The organism is Fructilactobacillus hinvesii (assembly GCF_024029435.1).
In the GTDB taxonomy this organism is placed as follows: Bacteria; Bacillota; Bacilli; order Lactobacillales; family Lactobacillaceae; genus Fructilactobacillus; species Fructilactobacillus hinvesii.
This window is the reverse complement of sequence record NZ_CP097118.1, coordinates 648,372-665,257: the sequence shown is the minus strand read 5'-3', so window position 1 is coordinate 665,257 and position 16,886 is coordinate 648,372. Positions and strand designations below refer to the sequence as shown.

12 protein-coding genes are annotated in these 16,886 nt (G+C 43.5%); 3 read left to right on the top strand and 9 right to left on the bottom strand.

What is annotated here, in order from left to right; all coding sequences use genetic code 11:
- Positions 1-39: 39 nt before the first annotated feature.
- The 4 genes from ligA to M3M39_RS03200 form a co-directional block, all read right to left on the bottom strand.
- Complete coding sequence (gene ligA, locus M3M39_RS03215; protein ID WP_252797789.1) at positions 40-2,067, bottom strand: NAD-dependent DNA ligase LigA; 2,028 nt, start codon at positions 2,065-2,067, stop codon at positions 40-42.
- Positions 2,068-2,082: 15 nt separating this feature from the next.
- Positions 2,083-4,344 (bottom strand): DNA helicase PcrA, encoded by a 2,262-nt coding sequence (gene pcrA, locus M3M39_RS03210; RefSeq protein ID WP_252797788.1) that lies wholly within the window; start codon positions 4,342-4,344, stop codon positions 2,083-2,085.
- Between the two features lie 89 nt (positions 4,345-4,433).
- The gene (locus M3M39_RS03205) at positions 4,434-5,531 is read right to left on the bottom strand and encodes a 5-(carboxyamino)imidazole ribonucleotide synthase (RefSeq protein ID WP_252797787.1); all 1,098 of its coding nucleotides are present in this window, start codon (positions 5,529-5,531) and stop codon (positions 4,434-4,436) included.
- Positions 5,531-6,187 carry a glycoside hydrolase family 73 protein gene (locus M3M39_RS03200; RefSeq protein ID WP_252797786.1) on the bottom strand — a complete coding sequence of 219 codons (657 nt, stop codon included), beginning with the start codon at positions 6,185-6,187 and terminating at the stop codon, positions 5,531-5,533. Before M3M39_RS03200 ends, M3M39_RS03205 begins: the two co-directional genes overlap by 1 nt.
- A 118-nt stretch (positions 6,188-6,305) precedes the next feature.
- On the opposite strand from M3M39_RS03200, the gene M3M39_RS03195 reads away from it, so the two are divergent.
- On the top strand, positions 6,306-6,575 hold the full coding sequence (locus M3M39_RS03195) for a DUF2187 family protein (RefSeq protein WP_252797785.1): 270 nt from the start codon (positions 6,306-6,308) through the stop codon (positions 6,573-6,575).
- A gap of 45 nt (positions 6,576-6,620) precedes the next feature.
- On the opposite strand, the gene M3M39_RS03190 is transcribed toward M3M39_RS03195, so the two are convergent.
- Positions 6,621-7,466, bottom strand: a complete 846-nt coding sequence (locus M3M39_RS03190) for an SPFH domain-containing protein (protein ID WP_252797783.1) — start codon at positions 7,464-7,466, stop codon at positions 6,621-6,623.
- The gene (locus tag M3M39_RS03185; RefSeq protein ID WP_252797781.1) at positions 7,453-7,794 is read right to left on the bottom strand and encodes a hypothetical protein; all 342 of its coding nucleotides are present in this window, start codon (positions 7,792-7,794) and stop codon (positions 7,453-7,455) included. Before M3M39_RS03185 ends, M3M39_RS03190 begins: the two co-directional genes overlap by 14 nt.
- A gap of 202 nt (positions 7,795-7,996) precedes the next feature.
- Between M3M39_RS03185 and M3M39_RS03180 the strand changes: the two genes are divergently transcribed.
- Complete coding sequence (locus tag M3M39_RS03180; protein ID WP_252797780.1) at positions 7,997-8,416, top strand: YjdF family protein; 420 nt, start codon at positions 7,997-7,999, stop codon at positions 8,414-8,416.
- A gap of 33 nt (positions 8,417-8,449) precedes the next feature.
- On the opposite strand, the gene thrB is transcribed toward M3M39_RS03180, so the two are convergent.
- Positions 8,450-9,325: a homoserine kinase gene (gene thrB, locus M3M39_RS03175; RefSeq protein ID WP_252797777.1), complete on the bottom strand. Its 876-nt coding sequence runs from the start codon at positions 9,323-9,325 to the stop codon at positions 8,450-8,452.
- Positions 9,318-10,844, bottom strand: coding sequence for a threonine synthase (gene thrC, locus M3M39_RS03170; RefSeq protein WP_252797775.1), 1,527 nt, complete (start codon positions 10,842-10,844; stop codon positions 9,318-9,320). Before thrC ends, thrB begins: the two co-directional genes overlap by 8 nt.
- Positions 10,845-10,910: 66 nt before the next feature.
- Here thrC and M3M39_RS03165 point away from each other — a divergent pair, with 66 nt between their 5' ends.
- Positions 10,911-12,083: a homoserine dehydrogenase gene (locus M3M39_RS03165; protein WP_252797773.1), complete on the top strand. Its 1,173-nt coding sequence runs from the start codon at positions 10,911-10,913 to the stop codon at positions 12,081-12,083.
- 78 nt (positions 12,084-12,161) lie between these two features.
- Here M3M39_RS03165 and M3M39_RS03160 read toward each other — a convergent pair whose 3' ends face one another.
- The gene (locus tag M3M39_RS03160) at positions 12,162-16,853 is read right to left on the bottom strand and encodes a DEAD/DEAH box helicase (protein WP_274705497.1); all 4,692 of its coding nucleotides are present in this window, start codon (positions 16,851-16,853) and stop codon (positions 12,162-12,164) included.
- Positions 16,854-16,886 lie beyond the last annotated feature (33 nt).

Below are 16,886 nucleotides of genomic sequence, written 5' to 3'. Positions count from 1 at the left end.
CCAATGCCGACTTTCTTCACAACTGCACCTTCCTCTTCTTTATTGTTCAGCCATGGCGGCGCTAAATCGTTGTTCGTCCCAGACGGGTACTCCTAACGACTGCGCTTTGGTTAACTTACTGCCGGCTGCTTCTCCGGCAATGACTAAGTCTGTTTTTTTCGAGACGCTGCTGGTAACGGTGCCCCCCTGCGCTTCAATGAAGGCCTGGGCTTCTCCCCGCGTCATCTCCTGCAGCTTGCCGGTGAGCACTACTTTCTTACCAAAGAAGAAGCTGTCACTCTGGGTGACCGGCGCCTGACCTCGATATTCAAAGTTCACGCCGGCATCCGCTAATTCCTGCAGGAGTTCTTGACTGTTAGGTTCAGCAAAGTAGGTCACCAAACTGTCAGCAATCGTGCCTCCGATGGAGTCAATTGCTTCAATTTCTTCAGCGGTCGCCGCTCGGAGCTGGTCTAACGAACCAAAGTGCTGGGCTAGCAATAAAGCCGCCTTGCCACCGACATGCCGAATCCCCAGTCCAAACAGCAAACGTTCTAACGAGTTCGCTCGACTCTGATCAATGGCCTGTAACAAGTTCTGAGCGGATTTTTCTCCAAACTTGTCAAGCGTAACCAAATCGTCAAATTGCAGGTGATACAAGCTAGCCACGTCCTTAATCAAGTGCTTAGCAAAGAGCTGTTGCACAATTTTAGGACCGAGGCCTTCGATGTCCATCGCGTTGCGCGAGGCAAAGTGGGTCACCTGTTCGGCTAGTTGAGCGGGACACTGGGGATTAATGCACCGCAACGCCACTTCATCATCTAGGTGAACTAGTTCAGCTCCACACGAAGGACAAGTAGTCGGAATCACGTACGGTTGTGCATCCGCCGGCCGTTCTTGAGGCAGATAGTGTTCCACCTCGGGAATGATGTCTCCAGCCTTATAAACGACCACGGTATCACCAATCCGAATGTCTTTCTTTTCGATGTAATCAGGATTGTGGAGCGTGGCCCGGGACACCGTGGTTCCGGCTAACTTCACCGGGGCAAAGACCGCCGTAGGAGTCACCACCCCGGTCCGCCCAATCGTCCATTCGATTGCATCGATTTTGACGTGAGCTTCTTCTGGAGGAAACTTGTAGGCAATCGCCCACTTGGGCACCTTCACGGTGTGACCAATTTCCGTTTGCAACGCCAGCGAGTTGGTCTTAATTACAATACCATCAATCCCATAACTCAACTGATCCCGCTGCGCCTGGTACTTTTCAATGTAAGCATTGATTTCGTCTAGCGTGTGGGCAACCTGATAGTCTGGATCAACGCTAAAGCCAAGCTCTTTGAGTTCCGCCAGCAATCCGCTCTGAGTGGTGGTCTCTAAATCATCGTAGTCCGCGACGTTGTACATGAAGGTACTCAGGTGCCGAGCAGCGGTGACCTTCGGATCTAACTGCCGCAGACTGCCCGCCGCGGCGTTCCGTGGATTGGCAAAAGTGGACTTGCCCTCGAGTTCGCGGCGCTCGTTGAGTTTCAAGAAGGCATCTTTGCCCATGTAACACTCGCCCCGAACCTCAATGTCAATCGGCCGACTCAGTCGTTGCGGAATCGAGGCAATCGTTTTGACGTTCGCCGTGATGTCTTCTCCAATCAATCCGTTTCCCCGCGTCGATCCCTGGACCAACCGGCCCTGTTCGTACCGCAGTGAGATGGAAAGACCGTCAATTTTGAGCTCACAGTTAAATTCCTGGACCGCCGGATAATCCTTTTGCAGGCGTACCACGAATTCGTTTAGTTCATCCGCAGAAAAGACGTCCCCTAAAGACAGCATCGGAATCGGGTGCGGAACCTTGGTAAATTCACTGTCGACCTGTCCCCCGACTCGTTGTGTAGGCGAATCCGGCGTCACAATTGCCGGAAAAGCCGTTTCGAGTTGCACCAACTGGTTGTAGGCCTGGTCATACTCCGCATCGGGCACCGACGGCTGGTCATTTTCGTAGTATTCTTTGCCCCACTGCAACAACTGGGGGCGCAATGCTGCCGCCCGTTGCGCTGCTTCGGCTTCAGTTAGCTGCTTTAAATCAAGTTCCTGCACGACCGGTGCTCCCTTCTATTGTTCTACTTTTTGAATGGGCGCAAAGGCCGCCAGGAGTCGTTTAACTCCCTTCGCCTCAAACGCAATGTCTAGTTCCATGTCTTCGCCAGTCCCATTGACCTTCACGACTGTTCCGGTGCCCCAGGCTTTGTGGGTCACTTGGTCCCCGACCTGCCAACTTTGCCGGTCGGCTCCGGTTCCCTGTGGTTTTGCCACCGGTTGCCGGGATTGATACGTTGGTTGGGTAGCAGCGGCGGTCCGTCGTCGGTACCGATCACTATCAAACGGCGTCCGTGGTCCTCGTGGGGATGTGGGTTGGCTCATCTCATTTTCTAATAAATCGGCATTAATTTCATCCATAAAGCGCGACGCGGGGTTATTTTGTTGCCGACCGTATAACATGCGGGCGTAAGCGTTCGTCATGTATAACTTTTGTTGAGCACGCGTAATTCCAACGTACGCTAAACGACGTTCTTCTTCTAATTCATCGGGATTCTCCGCAGCGCGAGCCAATGGGAAGAGATTTTCTTCCATTCCGACCATGAAAACGACCGGAAATTCAAGTCCCTTAGCAGCGTGTAACGTCATCAAGGTTACTTGCGGAGCCGTTTCGTCGACGTCATCCTGAGCAGAAACCAGCGCCAGGTCGGCTAAGAAGTCTACCAACCGGTTCCCCGTTTCACTCTGATCCGGATCAAATTTTTCGTCAAAGTCCTGAGTCACGGTCAAAAATTCTTCGATGTTTTCGAGACGCGCCTGAGCTTCCAAGTTATTTTCCTGACGCAGGCTAGCCACATAACCCGTTTTTTCTAGTAAAGTTTCGGTAATCTCTGTGACTGATTTGTCGGCTACTTCGCCGTGCAATTGCGCCATCGTGACCCCGAAGTCCTCAATCGCGTTTCGAGCTCGAGTAGAGATGTTAGTAGCCAAAGCAACGTTTTGGGCGGCTTCGGAGAGTCCCCAGCCGTTTTCCTCCGCAAAGTCACGAAGTTTCTGGAAGCTGGTGGCCCCAATTCCCCGTTTCGGGACGTTAATCACCCGTTCAAAACTGAGCGAATCATTCGGATTAGCGGCCAAGGTCAGGTAGGACAGGATGTCCATGATTTCTTTACGTTCGTAGAACTTGTGACCCCCGACCATGGTGTAAGGAACGTTTGCTTTCAGGAAGGTTTCTTCGATTACCCGGGATTGGGCGTTGGTCCGGTAGAGGACAGCAAAATCACTGTACTTGTAGTGGTGTTGCTTCATTTCTTCCTTAATTTTAGCCACCACGTACTGGGTTTCGTCCCGCTCACTTTGCGCCCGGTAGTAGGTAATCTTGTCGCCCTGCTGGTTTTCTGTCCACAGGTTTTTATCCTTACGTTCCTCGTTGTTTTGAATCACTTCGTTGGCGGCCTTTAAAATCGTTTTGGTCGACCGGTAGTTTTGTTCCAAGAGGGTTACGTGCGCATCTGGATAGTCATTTTCAAAGTCCAAAATGTTGTTCATGTTGGCGCCCCGCCAACCGTAGATACTCTGGTCCGCGTCCCCTACCACACAGAGGTTATGGTACTTATCGGCAAGCATCGTTACCAACCGATACTGGGCTTCGTTCGTATCCTGGTATTCGTCCACGTGAATGTAGCGGAATTTTTGTTGGTAGTAATCTAAAACATCTGGAAATTGTTCCAACAATTGAATGGTCAACATGATTAAATCGTCAAAGTCGACCGAGTCGTTGGCATGCAGACGTTTCTGATATTCCGCGTAAACGTCTGCAACCACCGTGTGAAACGGATTACCGTCGTCGTGCTTTTGGCGGTAATCAGCTGGAGTTTCCAAATCATTTTTGGCGTTGGAAATCGCGCCCAGAATTGCTCTGGGATCGTTCTTTTTCGGATCTAGGTTAAGGTCCGCTAAAATTCGTTTTACAAGCGTCTTTTGTTCACTAGTTCCGGCAATCGAAAAGGCTTGGTTATACCCTAACTTTTCGATGTGACGGCGCAGGATTCGAACCCCTAACGCGTGGAAAGTCGAAACCCACACGTCGTCGCCACCCACCTCTAAGAGTTGGTTAACCCGATCTTTCATTTCGCGCGCCGCCTTATTCGTAAAGGTGATCGCCAAAATGTTCCAAGGCAAAACGTGTTTTTCTTCAATTAAATAGGCAATGCGGTGGGTTAACACGCGGGTTTTCCCACTGCCGGCTCCGGCCATGATTAACAACGGGCCATCGACGTGTTCGACGGCTTCTTGTTGTTTCTCATTCATGTTCTGTAGCAAGTCTGCACGCGCCATTCGATTCGTCCTTTCAAATTTCTCAATACGTAGTTCAATTATAGCAAAAATAGAGCCAGCTGATTTGCTGACTCTCCTTTTTTTCTGATTTATTCTTCATGCGGTAGTAACCGGGCTCGTTGAATCCGTTCGTTGGTCAACGCCGGTTCATCGACGGGAATCCAGACGTCGCCGAGAATTTCTGGATGATCGTCCCGATAACTAAAGTCAAAATCCCAGTCCGGGTGTTGCCGTTGCGCTTCGAGCGCTGCTTCTAGTTGGGGCTTCGTTAAACTCAGCCACCGTTCGGACTGGAACTGGTGAATGGGGGTTAGTGGTAAACCCCGAATGGCTCGCAAATGTTGATCCGCTGGTGTGGTGTTGAGCCCCCGTTGCAAGACGTTCACTGGTAGGTCCAGCGCGGGTAATAATCCCTGGACGTACAAGATATCGGTGGTGGTAACTAACAGTGATACCGCAAAATTACCCACCACGTGGAGTGCTTCTCCAATCTTTTGCATCGTCTTTTCGATTTCCGTTTGAACCTCTGGTGAGATTAACTTGGTGTCCTCAGTGAGGCTGGTAAAAGAGCGTCCCTGCTGGTTGATTTGGACCAGCGGAAACGATTCAATTTTTCCTTGAACACTCTTCGTAGCGCTGGCAACCAAATGGTGTTTAACCGGCAAGTCGGGAACAAACAAATAGCTCCCGCGTCCGGCAAGGGAGATAAACTTGGCCACGTCGTCCTTCGTCTTCAAATCCAACGGTTGCTGGTTGGCGCTCCGCTTTGAAATTGGAATAATCCGGGCTGGTAAGCCTAACGTGTCAATTCCTTGTTCCACGTCGCTTGTGTTAATCACCGTGCTAAACGGCACCCCGTTAAGATTCAGGGATTGAAAAAAAGCTTGTTCTAACGCCCGGTCTTGACTGATTTCGGTCAATTCTGTTCCCTGCGGAAACTCCGATCCAGTTGAGATGGTTTCCAATGATGATAACGGAACTGGCTCTGCAATGGCAGTCGTGACGTCACTTTGCTCGGCAAAGGCGTGTAAAAGACCTGCATCCGTCAAAGAATGCGGATTTTCGGCCGTGGGATTGGGATACAATAAGACCTTTAATTCCGTGCGGCGCGCGGCATCCGCTAGTTGCTGCAGTTGATATCCTTTTCCGATGATTCCCAGTGTCATTCCGGGATTAAATGGTTTCATTATTGCTGGCCCTCCTGGTGATCGTATTGATTAAGGTGATACTTTTCAATGATGGCAATAATTTTGTCGGCATAAGCGGGATCGGTCGCGTAACCCCCCGTGCTTAAAGCCCGAGCGGCATCCCGATAGTTGTCGGCCCGAACGACGTCCTGATACTGCAGGTTGTTCCAATCCGTTCCGTTTGCCAGTAGTTTGGCGTGCGCTTCAATCGACTCGTCCCAACTATCGTAGACTCGGAAACGACCCGTCACATTTTCCGCCTTGCCGTTCGTAAACTCCGTGGTACTTAATTCTACACTAGGTTGGTTGGCAGTGGCTTTCACACCAAACAGATTGTGGTATTTGGCGGACAATTGACTCTGACCCCAGTTCGATTCCAAAATCGCCTGGGCAATCGTGATGCTGGGCAGAATTTTATACTCCTGCTGAGCACGTAACGAGGCCGGTAAAATTTGATTGATAAACTTTTGGTGCTGTTGACTGACGTTTGATTGGGAATAACGGGGTTGGGTGATGTAATTAATCCCCCAGATGGTCCCGGCTAACAAAATGACAATCACAATAATGAGTCCAAAGCCGCTAAAATTATCGGATTGGGCGCGTTTCTTCTTCGTTGTTTTTCGTTTCCGGCGGGGCCGTCGTCGCTTGTTTGTCACATTTACCACCTAGCTTGTCTTAGATGTATAAATTGTACTACAAAATGGTTAAGAATTGACAAAAGTACGGGAATCGTTTATATTTCATAGGTTAGCAATCCTGGAGGAGGCGATGATTGTGCCAAAGAAAAATGATGAACAAACCGCGACCGAGAAATCACCCTTTGAAGTCGGCGATGAAGTAGCCTTTCAAATTAAGAAACAAGACTTTACGGGAACGATTGAAAAGGCATACAAAAATTCTTTTCTAATTGGGTTTGAAAGCAGTGATCCAGACATCATTGATACCTACCACAACAAAACCGTGATTAACTGGCAAAACCTGAAAATGGTGAAGCAAGGACCACGTGAGAAAAAAGAAGAAGAGTCCGCTGAGGATGATAAATAGAGTTACGTTAAAAATGACCACCAACTTTAAATTGGTGGTCATTTTTTATTGGTCCTGTTTGTGGAGCATTTTGCTAAAAGTAGCTAGTTGTCCGTAGTCAGCGTTGCTGTCGTTCGGAACAATAATCAGGTTCCCCTGTTCTCCGGCGGCCTTCAATGCATCAATTGACTGCGCATTTAGATACTTCTGGTCAATGTTAGCCAAAGCGGCTTGCAATTGTTCAATCCGATATTGGTCCGCTTCTGCTTGCACCTTAGTGGCGTAAGCGGCGGCATCCGCGTGAATCTCCGTCTGTTGCTTGTCAGCTTTGGCAGTCGCAATCTTGGCGGCATTCTTAGCTTCGGTGTTCAGGCGAATTTGTTCGGCGTTTCCTTGCGCTTCCGAAATCGTGGCCTGCTTGTTCTTCGAAGCAGTGATTTGATTTTCCATCGCTTCACTCACTCCTTTGGAAGGAGTCAGGTCGCCAATTTGGACTCGTTCAATCATGATGCCGTAGGTGTTGGTGAGGTCGCCGATATTTTGCATCAACTTGGTGTTGATTTTGTCGGTCGAATTCAAGACGTCATCGAGGTCCATGCTCCCGATGATATCCCGCAGCGTCCCACTCACTTGGTAAGCCATCGATTGAATCGAGTTGCTGTTACCAAAGGTGTAGCGTTCAGCGTTGGTAATCCGGTAGTTCAACGTCACTTGGATGCTGATGCTGGCGTTATCACGGGTAATTCCGGTTTGCACAGGGAGCGCCAGCGGTTGCGACTGAAGGCTGACCGTTTTCACCCGTTCAAAAAACGGAATGTAGAAGTGCAGTCCACTTTCAAACTGACGGGCGTACTTTCCCAAGAAAGTTACCAATCCGACGTTATTTTGTTGCACAATTTTAATCCCCAGCATAATACTCTCCTTTAGCGACTAAATACACTTTTTGATCGGTTACATCCGCCACCACGTATGTTTCATGACGGTGCCGTTTCGTGTCCACGAGTTGGTAAAAGTATAACACACCGTGGAGTTTGACCAAGCCGTCGTCTTGAAGCTGGTGATCTGTAATTTCGGTTCCCACTAAATCAGTGATCCCAACGAGTTCGGGCTTGGCAAAGTGTTGATTAAGAATCGATTCAATTTCAGCAGAAACACTGATTCCTTTGGCGCTGGCCAGCATGGTGATGGTGTGAAGGATGTCGTTGTTGAGTTGGATGTTGAGGTTGGTGTAGTTGGACATGAGGAACCTCCTTTCAGACTTATAGCTAAAATTATGTTGCTGATATTGCAAAAATATAATTAGTTTCTGTTCTATGATACACTAAACGCAAAGCAAAAACACAGCTCCGGTTGGTAGTCCGGACGTAGCTCATTCGCTATCAGTATCCTTCCTCCTAGGGATGTCCCGCTTTTTCATTAAATTTATAGGAGGAATAAACGCAATGTTTGTTCAAAGTCAATTCACAATCGTTTTTGATGGCTCGTTTTATCGTGGCATTTTTGAGGTGCAAGCAGGAAAGAAATATCAAGTTGCTCAAATTATTTTAGGGAGTTCAATTCCAACTCCGCCACAACTTTTTCATTATCTTAATCACCATTATCAGCAACTGCACTTCACTAAGGTCGAACAAGCAGAAGTTAAGCATCCAAAGAAAATTAATCCCAAACGCCAACAACGGGCCGTGCAAAAACAATTAAAACAGAAGCATCCGGTCACCAAAGCTCAGGCTGTTTTGCAAACTGAATTTGAACAGCACAAGAATCAACGCAAGCACCATCATGCACGGTTAAAACGTGAACGGCAGCAACAACAGTTCGAACTAAAGCAACAGAAAAGAAAGCAAAAGCATCGTGGTCATTAAAAAATCGTCGTCCAGTTGGACGGCGATTTTTGTTTATCCATGTTCTACTTGAACACCCGCTGTGTCTACCGCGACCGGGAAAATATTCCAGTCTGGTAACTCTTTCATCAACCTTTGCCGTAACATTCCGCGGGTGGGTGTATCATCCGTAATTGCAATTAATGTCGAACCACTTCCACTAATGTACAGACTGTTTTCAAAATAATCACAGGCTTCCGCAACTACATCATAGTTAGCAATCAATTGCTTCCGATATGGCTCATGTAGACGGTCGTCAAGGGCCAATCGTAAGTCAAATAAATTTCCCGTCATCAACGCGCGCACCAGTAACAAGCTATGACTAATCTGATGCGTCGCCGTGGCATAGCTCACCGACTTCGGTAACAACGCCCGCGCCTCATCCGTAGATACCGTAAAATCTGGCACGATTGCTAGAAAATCCAGGTCATCAGCTACTGGATATGTCAACACCGAGATTCCCTCGTCCGTTTGCACTCCGGCACACAAACCACCATAAATCACAGGGGTCACGTTATCGGGATGACCCTCAAAGTCCGTGGCCAGCTGCACCAATTCGTTCTGCGTAAACTGGGTTTGAAACCACTCTCCAGCAGCAGCTAGCCCTGCGACGATGCAGGTCGCGGAACTACCGAGTCCCCGGGAAACCGGAATCGGACTGTCAATCTTAATCGCTAACGATGGAACTGGCTCCCCTAACGCTTCACAACCCGCTTGAAACGCTCGGTACACCAGATTGTTTTCATTTTGAAATTGCTCAGGACAACCGGCAATGGTTAATTTCGATGCTGACTGAAACTGAAACGTCGCCCGCAAATCAAGGGCAAGACCCAAACAATCGTAACCCACGCCCAGATTGGCGCTCGTGGCTGGAACCGTCACTTTAATCATGCTTAAACACCTCGTTCGTTTCCCGCACGACCCACTCAGCCATCTCAGCTGGTTGTAAGCGTGGCGCCTGAACTGGAGTTAAATCCCACAGTTTTTGTAAGGCTGGTGGAACTGGCACGTTGGTATAATCAGCTAATTGCTGCGTCGTAGCTTGTGCATCCGCCGCATGCTTGCCCAGCACCGCATCCGCCACCGCGTCCACAAACTTGTATGGACTCGCCGTACTCAACAGAACCATCGGCGTGTCTGGATCAGCTTGTTGATACTGGCGCATCACGTGGTACCCCGTGGCGGTGTGGGGATCCATGAGGTAATGGTCGTCCGCAAACACCTGCAGAATCGTGGCTTCAATTTCCGCATCGGTCGTAAATCCGCTGGCAAAGTCGTGACGTAATTTTTCCAATAATGTAGCTGGAACTTGGTACTTCCCCTGCCGATCCAAGTCGTTCATCAATTGACGGACTAACTGCGTGTCACCATCACTTTCGTAGTACAACAGTCGTTCTAAGTTACTGGAGATCTGGATATCCATGCTGGGCGCCAACGTCTGGTAAAATGGCCGGTTTCGGTCATAAGTCCCCGTCTGCCAGAAGTCCGCCAACACGTTGTTTTGGTTGCAGGCAATTACCAGTTTCTTAATCGGTAAGCCAAGTTGCTTAGCATAAAAACCGGCTAACACATCGCCAAAGTTTCCGGTCGGCACCGTGAAGTTAATCTGATCACCCAGTTCGATTTTGCCCTGTTCCAGCAACTGTTGGTAAGCACTAAAGTAGTAGACCACCTGTGGAATCAGACGACCAATGTTAATCGAATTGGCACTGGATAACCGGGTCCCCGCTGTCAATTGCTCATGCACTTTTGCATCATTAAAAATCTGTTTCACGTTGCGCTGCGCATCATCAAAGTTCCCTTCGATGGCAGCTACCCGAGTATTCTTGCCTGTCGTGGTTAACATCTGCCGTTGTTGCACGGGGCTGACCCCGCCATCCGGATAGAAAACGGAAACTCCCATCTGCGCTTGGTTGCGAAAACCGTTTAAGGCCGCGGTCCCGGTATCACCACTGGTGGCGGCCAACACCATGACTTGTTCGTTTGTTGCCACCGCTCGTTGCATCAACTGGGGCAGTAATTGCAAACCCACGTCTTTAAACGCTGCGGTCGGCCCGTGGAATAGTTCTAACACCTGGAAATCGCCGACGGCTTGCAAGGGGGTGATTTGGGAATCACTAAAACTGTGGTCATATGCAGCTGCAATTGCTGCTTTAATTTCCGCCTGGGAAAAATCTGGCAACAGCCGTTCTAACACCGCCTGCGCAATCATTTGATAATCCATCTCAGCTAACTGCTCCAACGGAAAAGGATTGGCACCTAAATCAGGGAGTACAAATAAGCCCTGATCCGCGGCAAAACCGGTCACAATTGCCTGTTTGGCACTCACGTGCAGTTGGTCATCTCGGGTACTCTGATACAAAGAAGTCACTAAATTTTCCTCCGTTCCTTGTTTTTCAATTATGAACATGGTAACCTGTTTTTATTAATAAAACAAGTGTATATAAAACAAATACAGAAAACGGAGGATATTACGATGCAAATTGCGTTACTAGGATACGGAACGGTCGGCCATGGAGTGGTGAAAATCATCGAGTCCCAGGCCACAGAACAATTACGCCGTTTGCACGTTAGTCAGATCTGGGTGCGTCCCGAGAAGGTGGATCAAAATCCCCTTTTTACGGCTGATTATCAAGAAATTCTTGCAAATGACAAGATTGATACAATCATCGAGGTGTTGGGCGGATTAGATCCCGCTTATGCCATGATTACGGATGCGTTGAAACACCATAAAAACGTGGTAACCGCCAACAAGGCCGTGGTGGCCCGCCACCTCACTGAATTTACGACGCTGGCACGGCAAAACCACGTGAAATTTTACTTTGAATCCAGCGTAGGTGGCGGAATTCCGTGGATTATCAACCTCGAACGGGCGTTGCGAATTGACCAGATTGATTCCATTCATGGGATTTTTAACGGGACTAGTAACTTCATCCTGGACGAAATGATGGAAACCGGTGCTCCCTTCGACGTAGTGCTGGCGGAAGCACAACGCCGCGGTTATGCCGAAGCGGATCCGAGTGCTGACTTGGATGGGGATGACATTGAAAACAAACTCTGTATTAGTGCCTCGATTGCCTATGATACGGAGATTAAACCGAACGATGATTTGTTGAAGTTTGGAATCCGGAATATCACTGCCGCAGACGTCAGTTTCTTTAAAAAACATCATTGGGTCGTAAAATTAATTGGCCGTAGTTTCCGCCGCGACAATCGCTACAACTTTGTGATTGAGCCCACGCTGTACGCTCCCGGTGAAATTGAAGCAGGCGTGCACCAGAATTACAACTACGTGGGGTTACGGGGAACTACGATTGGTAAACTGAGTTTCAATGGTCAGGGGGCCGGGGAACTCCCCACTGCGCACGCTTTAATTCAAGATCTCTTGGATTTAGAGCTACACATGGAGCACCTAACCCGTAATTTCCAGCAAGAACTGGAACTGGATAACAACTCCAAGTTACTGGATTACGTGATTCGCAGTGAACAAGATGTGGCGAGTCTCCTATCCGATTATGAAGTGAAAAAAGAAGAACACGATTACTGGATTGTGAAACAGATTTCTGCGGAAGCTGCTCATGAATTGATTCAGCAACTGGAACAAACAGAAAAACCGCTGCTGGCTGCGATTAGCCAACAACGGTCATAGGATTGCAAACACGACTTTAGGTGTCGTGTTTTTTATATGAAAATAAAAACATCAAGTACGATTATAAAAATTTAACTACTAATCTTCATCTAATTCAAATTTAGGTAATTGATCAATTAAATTTAGTGTTTCCATACTTACAGTAATAATAGACATAAGCAAATTAAAAATATATTTAGGATCATCACTAAATTCGTTTGGATCATCAGTTATTCCAGATTTTTTATCAATTTTCACTTGATATTGATCGATAATCCATTCAATCGCTGGTTTACCATTTACAACATACTCATAAGCTTTTTCTGGAATATTCTCGATTTCTATATCTTCATTAAATTTAATTCGTGTTAAATCTTTAACTTGCTTACCATTTTCAACACGTTCCTTAGGATGAATCATTTTTGATATCCTATAGTTGGGATTATCCTTTGATATAATTTTAATTCCATTGTATATTGACTGATTCTCGTAATTAAGATGCAATTCAGACAATTTTTTACCTATTTTAATATATGACTCTCTATTTTTTAAAATTGGAAGCCTTGGAAATTCTTTGGCTAAATTTTTTTTATACATATTTCCATAATCTCTAGAATTCAAAACTCCATAAATGTAATAGAAAATATCACTATCTTTAGAATCATCAAATTTTTTCAACAAATTTTTCCTGATTGCAGGATAACTTCCAATGTTATCGTATAATTTAATTGGTAAATTTTGAGATCCACCTTTAAATAAATTAACATCAGGAACAACATTTATCATAAGAGAAGAGAAAGACGTTCCCTGAGTCTTGTTTGACAAAGAGATCATTATATTATCTGAAATCGAAGTTGGTAGTACTTTCTTCATTTGATATTGTCTATCAACCATATCACTGGAATTATAAACATATTTTTTTGTAAATGGACGATACATTCCTATATACATTCTATTATCGTTAAATAATAAAGTATCTTTTTTCTCAAAGCTATTCTTTAGTGATTTAGTCCATGAAATTTTATTAGTTTTTTTGCTATAGACATCAACATTACCAAGATTATCATTATAAAATTTTATAGATTTCTTTGTATTGATTTCTACTTTATTTTTATTAAATCCCCAGGACCAAGCATCTCTACCAGTTTTTATTCCACCTGTATAATCTATAAACAAGGCATTTTTATCTTTTTTACTACCTAACTCTATAAATCTATCAAAATTTGAATTTCTTTGATTAATCCAATCGTTTTTTTGATTAGGTTTAATAAGTGTAAATTTGTTTTCAATATTATTAATATTTGAATAATTAGATAATGCTTTTAACTTTTCCTTTTTAGTTAGTTCGTCACCAATTTCAAAATAATGAATAAAATCATTATTTACACTAGTACTTTTAATCAGAAAAACAATAGTAACTCCTGTCATAATATCAAAAATATTACCACCTTGAGCCTTAAGATCATTCCCGATTTTACCTCTAATAGATCCTTTTAGATTAAAAATATAAATATCAGAAAATTCTTTAATTAGATGATTTCGCATACCATCCATCGCATTTCCATCAATAAATGAATTATTTGTTATAAATCCAATTACTCCATTTTTATCTATTCGATCAGTTGACCATCTAATTGCCTTTATGTAACTATCAAATAGATTGTTTTTATTAGTTGCAGTGGATGATTTAACATAAGTTTTTCGTAATTTATCGTCTAATTTTTTATATGAGACTCTTTTTATATTTGCATCTTCATTGTTCTGTTTGGCCGAATATGGTGGATTACCAATTATTACTGTTATAGGAGTTTCCTGTTGTTTCTTTAATCTTTTATCATTACTACCAAAATAATTATCATCCAAAGTATCTTCATTTTCAGTACTTTCAAACGTATCCGTTAAAACAATTCCCTCAAATGGTTTATATTCATTTTTATTATCGTCAATTTCTGCAAATGTTGTTTCAATATTAATAGCTGCAATGTAATAACTTAGTAAAACAATCTCATTAGCATGTAATTCGTGCATATATTTCCTTAAAATATATGCAAAGGTGATTTCACCTGTATCTAATTGATGCTTTAAATAAGTTAATGTTCGAACAATAAAAGTTCCAGTCCCCGTAAAGGGATCAAGAACATGAACACCATTATCAGCTAATGATTTGTGGAAATATTTATTAAGTAAATCATCAACAGACTTCACAATAAAATCAACTACTTCCACTGGTGTAAAAACTATTCCCAATCTTTCCGTTGTAGATTTAAATGCCGTGCTAAAAAATTTATCATAAAGTGTGACAAGAATTTTTTGCTTATCTTCAGGTTTTTCAATTCCTTCTGCGCGCATTTTAACAGATTCATACAGTGGTTCTAGGTTTTCCTGTTCCTTCGCAAACCCTGCTTTTTCTAGTTCAGTAACAATATTTTCCATTGCTTGTGAAACCGGATTATCATTTACAAAACTGGATTTATCAAATAAGGCTTCAAATACAGGCTTTGTAATTAAATGTTGTGATAACATTTCAGCGGCTTGATTTTCATCAATACTGTCATTAATATTATGCTTCAATGATGAAACGAATTTATTAAACTCAATCGTAATCGGATCATTTTTATCTGATAACTTATTTTTAATCCAGGCAATTTGACGTTGAGCAATTTTAGCAACATCGTCTGACCAATTTTCTAAATACTTTCGATTTCCAACTTTTTCAACGATTTTTCCATAAATTGCTCCTTCAAACTTATCCCACTGTAAATCTAATTCTGTTTGAACCGGTTTTTCAACTGGAGCAGCTGTAATATTTTCCGTATCATTTTTTTCGTCTGGTGCTTCCCCTACGCCGATAACTTTCATTTGCTTAGGTTTGGCAATGTTTATCTTGTCAACCATCGCTTCAAATCGTTCATCAACCGAACGTAGTGCATTAATTACCTGCCAAACCGTATCATATCGCTTATTATTATCTAAAATTGATTCAGGAGTTTCATCAGCTGGAATAACAATTGGTAAAATAATGTATCCGTAATCTTTACCAGGTGCTTTTCTCATAATTCTACCAACGGCTTGAACAATATCTACTTGGGATTTTTTAGGAGCCATAAAAATAATTGCATCTAAACTTGGTACATCAATTCCTTCAGTTAAGAACCTTACGTTGGAAACAATTCTAGCTTCATTGTCTGGTTTATTAGGGTTAGCCAACCAATCTAATACATCATTTTTTTGAATAGCGTTCATGGTCCCATCGGCGTGACGCATCCTTAATTTTTCATTCTCCCCCGACTGATGACCAGACAAATAATCGTTAACTACTTCTTCAAATTGATTGGAAATTTTCTTCGAATCCTCAATCGTTTTGGTGAAAGCAATAGCTCTTTCCAAGGGGACACCATCATATAGACCATTTTTTTTAGGATTTTTATACCCATTTCGACGCATCATACCGTTCCAAATACCAACAATTCTACCAACATCATCAATATTTAATCCATTTTCTGGATCTGATAGTGTCCGTTGCATATCTTTTTGAACAGCTGATTCATCGACTGCCAATACCATTACTTTATAATCAGTTAGAATTCCACGGTTAACAGCAGTACCAAACCCCATTCTGTAAAATACTTCTCCATATTTATTTTTATCGTCCATTGACAAAACAATAATACTTTTATCCTTAGCATTCTTCTTGGCTGTTTCACCATAAACTTTAGGAGTAGCGGTTTGATACATTCTCTTTTTACCACGTACATTAGAATTAGAATGAACCTTTGAAAAGATACTATCATCTTTATCAGCTAAATGAGCACCTGTAGTTCGATGAGCTTCATCAGCAATAATTAAATCAAATTCAGGAAATCCTTTCTTTTGGGATTCACCAATTACCTCGATACTCTGATAAGTACTAAAAACAACTAACATTTTATCCTTATTAGATTGCTTCTTAATTCGCTTGTAATTATCAATAATCTTATCCGATGACGTTGTGGCTGGATAACCAATATCTGTTGCTTTAATATCTTCAGTACCATCATTAGAACGGGATGCATCACGATCAGAAGTGACTGCCATACTTGTAATAGAAGTTTCACTATCATTGTTCCATCCGCGTAAAGTTTGAGTTAATAATTGAATACTAGGAACGAGATATAAAACTTTAAATTGATTATCTTGCTTCCGTGCCATTTTTTCAGCAATTTTAAGACTTGTAAATGTCTTTCCAGTCCCAGGAGCCATAATTAACTGACCCCTATCATTGTTAGAAAAATGTTCAACAGCCTTATTGAGAGCTTCTTCTTGATATTTACGAAGTTGCTTTTTTTGTGTAATTTTTACTTTTTCAGGCCGCTTAAAATCAAATGTATTCCAATCAATTTGTGAATTACGCAAATCCGAGAGACCAATTATTCCGATTGGTTTAATGTTATGCTGAATTTCATCTTCGGCACTTTTATTCCAAATATCCACAGTAGAAACAAACAATCCACTTTGATAATAATGTTTACCAAGTTCTGCTAGGTAAGAATCCACCTGATCTTTACCAATTTTATGTTGATAAAATTTAGCTTGAATCGCAGTTAGGTTTCCATCTTTATCTTTTGCAACAAGATCAACACCGTTATCTTTTTTAGGAATTCCATATTCTTCAGGAACATCACTAAGCATCCAAACATCTGTATACAAGTTTTTATATGTAGGTTCATTTTTTAAATATCCCAGGACTAATTTTTCAAATAGAGTGCCTCGATCTCTTTGAACATCACCAGCAGTATCATTGATTTGTTTAATTAATGAATCAAATGTCTTGTCTTGTCTTGTCTT